The sequence below is a fragment of the Desulfosarcina sp. genome, assembly GCF_041551955.1.
Taxonomy (GTDB): domain Bacteria; phylum Desulfobacterota; class Desulfobacteria; order Desulfobacterales; family Desulfosarcinaceae; genus Desulfosarcina.
Genome location: NZ_JBFELV010000413.1, coordinates 1 through 4,620 on the forward strand (window position 1 = coordinate 1; position 4,620 = coordinate 4,620).

Consider the following 4,620-nt stretch of genomic DNA (forward strand, 5'->3'; position numbering starts at 1 on the left):
GAAATACTCACTGCGCATGTATTGCATGGTGTGGGGTGACATCATGAAATTGCCGGCCGGCCCCACCGTGTCGATGGCTTCCATGGCCAGGTGGTCGGCGTCCACCTCGATGCCTTTGAGCACCTTGCAGGCCATGCCGATGATCTCATCGTCGATAACGAATTGTTCGGGGGCCACCGTCAGCATGGACTCGAGCATGCCGGCGCTGTGGTGCATGTAGTTGGAACCGCCCATGGCGGCAAGCAGGATGGTCATGGCCTTCTCCCAGCCGGCCTGGGCATCGGGAAGCTTGGCGTCGGTCAACCCGGCGGAGTTGTAATTCGGAACCTGGATGTGGGCGGCCAGCTGATGGATCGCCGCATTCATCATGCCGCACTCCACGCCGCCGCCCGAATAGCCCATGGTGGCCATGTTGGCCATGCCCGGGATTCCGCCGTAGAGCAGCGGTGCGCCGGGTTGGGTCAGCTGGCAGAGGGTGATGCCCGCCAGTTGTTCGGCATGCAGCTGGGCCAGGGTGCCGGCCATGGTCATGGGGCTGGTGGAGCCGGACATGGGCGCGGCCGACAGGGCCACGGGGATGCCCTGGCGGTTGCATGCCTGCATGATCAGGGTGGATTGGGTGCACAGCTTCAGCGGTGAGATGGCAAACGAAGTGATGATCGAAATAAAGGGTTTGGCCTTCAAATTCTGCTTGCCGCCGGCCAGCATGGCGGCCATGTCGATGACCCGATGCAGCCCCGCCTCGTCGTTGACCCCGCTCATGACGTGTTTTCCGGTCGCCTTGAGGCAAGCATAGAACATGTTCACATCGTAGTCGGCCTCTGGTATGTCTGTGGGGATGCAGGGCCGCAGAAAGAAGTGAATGTGATCCAGGCGGTCCACCAGCCGCCCGAGGTCGTAAAGGTCCCTGAGGGTCGACGAGCGCGGCTGACCGGTTTCCAGGTCGAGGATCTTGACGGCGGCACCGCCGGTGCCCAGGTGAACCTTGTCCTCGGTGAGGTCCAGGTCGTTCTTGCCGTCACGGGCGTGCAGGACAACCCGCGAGGGTGCCTTTGCCACCTGCTCGATGATCAGCTGCCGGGGAAACCGGACGCGCCTTTTCTCACGGTCGACGGTTGCGCCTGCGATCGCCAGCATGTCCGCCGTTTCTCCCAGACCGGCTTCATAGGTCATGCCGGTCTTCTCGAGTATGGTCAGGGATGCGTCGTGGATGGTTTCGATGCCTTCGGGCGACAACGGTTTGTAGATGCCGCCACTGAGACCCTTCGAGTCCATGTTTCTTCTCCTGTGAAAGTAATTTAAGGCCGGCGGACCGTTTCCCCCGGCGAGTCGATAAGCGTTGCTACCCTTCGAACATGCCGGCGCGAAAGGCCTTGAGGTAGTTCATGCAGAAGTTGTCGCGGCCGGCCAACGCCTCGGCGGCGATGATCGTGGCCATCATGCGCTTGTCCAGCGGGTTGATGATCGCCCCGTCGAGCCCCTTGGCGATCGCCATGGTCATGAAGGTTCGGTTCATGAACTGCCGCGCCGGCAGCCCGTAGGAGATGTTGGAAAGCCCGCAGGCCGTGTGGATGCCGGGAAAGGTCGCCACGATCCGTTCGATGGTGTTGATAAACTCCACCCCGAAGCTCTTGTCCACCGACAGCGGCTGGACCAGCGGGTCGACGAAGATGTTTTCTAGCTTGACGTTGTTTTTGAGCAGCCCGCCCACCAGCCGGTCGGCGATCTTCATGCGGTCGTCCACGGTCTGAGGCATGCCTGCATCGCTCATGCACAGGGCGATGATCTTCATGTCCGTGCCGGCGACCACCGGCATGAGCTTGTCATAACGCTCTTTTTCCAGGCTGATCGAGTTGATCATGGGCGTGCCTTTGTGCACGGCCAACGCCGCCTCGATGGCCGCCGGGTCCGGGCTGTCGATGGCGCAGGGCTTGTCGGTCACTTCCTGCACGGTTTCGACCAGCCATTTGAGGTATTCGGGCTCCTTGCCCACGAAGATGCCCGCGTTGACGTCGATGTAGTCCGCACCGGCCTCGGCCTGCTCCCTGGCCACCTTGGCGATGGCTTCGGCATCGTTGGCCTCGATGGCCGCCTTGATCGCCTTGCGGCTGGCGTTGATCAGTTCTCCGATGATGATCATGGGTTGCTCCGGTTCTGGGTTCTGGGTTCTGGGTTCTGGGTTCTGGGTTCAACCTTGGGCTTATCAGCCTATCAGCTCACCCGCTTATCAGCTTATCAGCTGTTATACTCCGACCGCTGCTCTTCGCTTCGGTCTTATGTCGCCGGAAAAATCATTATGTCCAACAATTGAATGTCGTTTGGGATAGTCAAATGAGTGCTTATCTTTCATATGGAATAATCAATGTCAAATAAAAAAATATCACTCATCCCCTTTCTTCAGTTTATCGGCGCCCATAAAATTAAAAATAACCATGTAAAAAAAACAAATTAAATACAGAAGAATAGGGTTATTGCGGGGATGTTTAAGATTTTTTTATTGCGCTTTCGAGCCTGCCTGTGATTAGGTACCGGAAATCGTCATATGCAAGAAATATCAACGAAGCTTAAATGAAGTTAATTATATCTTTGAATGTTTTTCATTCTTAGCTTAGCGGAGGATTCTGTGATAAAGCTGAAACTGCACCCGCTGATCGAAAAAATCACCGAAAGCATCGAGGGACTCACGCCCAAAGGGCGAATTCTGGGAGAATACATCACCGCCCAGCCGCGCAAAGCGGTATTCATGACCACCAAGGAATTGGCTGAGGCCTGCGAGGTGAGCGAGGCCACCGTGGTACGGTTCGTTTCCGGCATCGGTTACGACCGTTACAGCGATTTTCAGCAAGCCCTGCGGGATCTGGTAGACACGGAACTGACCCTGCTGGATCGACTGGATATCGCAGACATGAAGGCGCCCGGTGCGGTCAGATTCCGGAGAACCATTGCCGAGGAGATCGACAATCTCCAGCAGCTCTATAACTCATTGGATGTCGATACCATGGAAAGCGTGGTGTCCATTCTCGACAAAAGGGTTCCGGTTCACGTGATCGGCTCGCGACTCTCCTACACGCTTGCCTATTATATGGGCTGGGCCATGACCAAGGTGCGGGACAATATCCATATCATGAAGGGCAGCGACCGCACCACCATCGACTGGCTGACCATCGCCCCGGCAGACAGCGTCGCCGTGATCATCGCCACCTCTCGCTACCCCAACGAACTGATTCGATTAGGCAAACTGGTCAAGCGCCTGGGACAAACCCTGGTAGTGATCACCGACAGCGCCACCTGCCCGGTGCTCCAATTCGCCGATCACCACCTGATTGCCGCATCCAAACACATCCCCTACCTGGGCAGCCCGACCCCCATGTCCTGCCTGATCAACTACCTGGTCCACGAGCTGGCCAGCCGGCAGGGAGACGCCCTGAAAGCCCACCAGGCCAGACTGGAACAGTCCTACTGGGAAAACGACGTGCTGTTCAACATGAAGGATATTGGTGGCAGGTCGCCGGAGTAGACTGTGGGCTAAATATGGATCGTGAAGGTGATCAGCCGGTCAGGACAATAATATACAACTCCCGCGGGCCGTGGGCCCCATGGACGAGGGTGGCCTCGATATCCGCCGTCTTGCTGGGACCGGTGATAAATGTCATGCAGCGGGTAATGCCTTCGGCCCGCTCGACGGGGTTCCATTTCAGCAGCGTGTACAACTCGTTCAGGTTGGCAAGAATCTGCTCCGGCCGAATCAGCGCGATATGAATGGAAGGCAGCAGAGAAACACAGCGCGGCTGCCCGGAACGGGTTTTCATGGTGAGCGTGGCCGTTTCCGCGATGCAGTGATCGGCCGCGGTAATGCCGATAAAGGCATTTTCGGCATGCTTACGAAAGACCTCCGACCGGTCGGCCGTCCCGGGCTGCCAGTCGGAAAAATAGACCGGTATGTCTAAAGGGAGAAGCGAGGCGGCAAGCCCAAGGCGATTGACCAGCGGGTGATCCCAGGCGACCACCGACTTTTGATCGCCCCATTCAGCACATTTTTCGGCAGCGATCTTCGAAATCAAGGCGGCAGCCGAGTCTGCGTCCTTTTCGACAATGACGCCCACATTGACCAATTTGCCGGCCTCAACGAGTCTTTCCAGCAGGGTCATATGAGACTTCTTGCCCCGGTTGGCGATTTTCTCAAGAAGCCGGAGATCATCCGCAGATGGCTCATTTTGGGTAATATCATCCAACGATCGCCTACCCGGATCATCGCTGTTCAGCGCCATTTTGACATGTTGGATAAATTCAACCCGCGCGGACGAACTCATTTCTCTTTCCTGTCTGCACCTTTGATTCGATAGCGTTGAATGAAGCTCCGGGGAGCCAGCCGCCTCAGATCGCGGCTCTGGGTCCAGCCTTTGCCGCCAAAAGGAAGACGGCTGATCATATTCTGTCTCCCAGGAAGCCATTGCTGACCGATGGAAGCGCCTTTAAGGAACAACTCGTATACGAACCGGTTGCGTATCAGGAAGGACCAAGCGGTGAAGGCCGCCTGCTCTGCCCTGCTTCTAATGCCAACATGCCAGGAGGCGTCCCCTTCGGCCAGCTTGGCGCGAAGCAGAAGCAGCATTCGGGGGA

5 protein-coding genes are annotated in these 4,620 nt (G+C 57.3%); 1 reads left to right on the forward strand and 4 read right to left on the reverse strand.

The features are described from left to right. Both ABYV26_RS21360 and ABYV26_RS21365 read right to left on the reverse strand, forming a co-directional pair. The coding region (locus tag ABYV26_RS21360; protein WP_372683384.1) for a trimethylamine methyltransferase family protein at positions 1 to 1,275 on the reverse strand (1,275 nt) is incomplete at its 3' end. Positions 1,276 to 1,342: 67 nt separating this feature from the next. Then, complete coding sequence (locus ABYV26_RS21365; protein WP_372683385.1) at positions 1,343 to 2,140, reverse strand: methyltetrahydrofolate cobalamin methyltransferase; 798 nt, start codon at positions 2,138 to 2,140, stop codon at positions 1,343 to 1,345. 483 nt (positions 2,141 to 2,623) lie between these two features. Between ABYV26_RS21365 and ABYV26_RS21370 the strand changes: the two genes are divergently transcribed. Beyond that, positions 2,624 to 3,517, forward strand: coding sequence for a MurR/RpiR family transcriptional regulator (locus ABYV26_RS21370; protein WP_372683386.1), 894 nt, complete (start codon positions 2,624 to 2,626; stop codon positions 3,515 to 3,517). Between the two features lie 31 nt (positions 3,518 to 3,548). Here the strand turns inward: ABYV26_RS21370 and ABYV26_RS21375 are convergent, their stop codons facing one another. Both ABYV26_RS21375 and ABYV26_RS21380 read right to left on the reverse strand, forming a co-directional pair. Next, positions 3,549 to 4,310, reverse strand: coding sequence for a lactate utilization protein C (locus ABYV26_RS21375; RefSeq protein ID WP_372683387.1), 762 nt, complete (start codon positions 4,308 to 4,310; stop codon positions 3,549 to 3,551). Continuing rightward, positions 4,307 to 4,620 (reverse strand): lactate utilisation protein LutB domain-containing protein (locus tag ABYV26_RS21380; RefSeq protein WP_372683388.1); only part of this gene is annotated, 314 nt, incomplete at its 5' end. The genes ABYV26_RS21380 and ABYV26_RS21375, both read right to left, overlap by 4 nt.

Coding starts and splice junctions, on each gene's coding strand:
- ABYV26_RS21365 (WP_372683385.1), bottom strand. CDS start 2,140: ATGATCATCATCGGAGAACTGATCAACGCCAGCCGCAAGGCGATCAAG.
- ABYV26_RS21375 (WP_372683387.1), bottom strand. CDS start 4,310: ATGAGTTCGTCCGCGCGGGTTGAATTTATCCAACATGTCAAAATGGCG.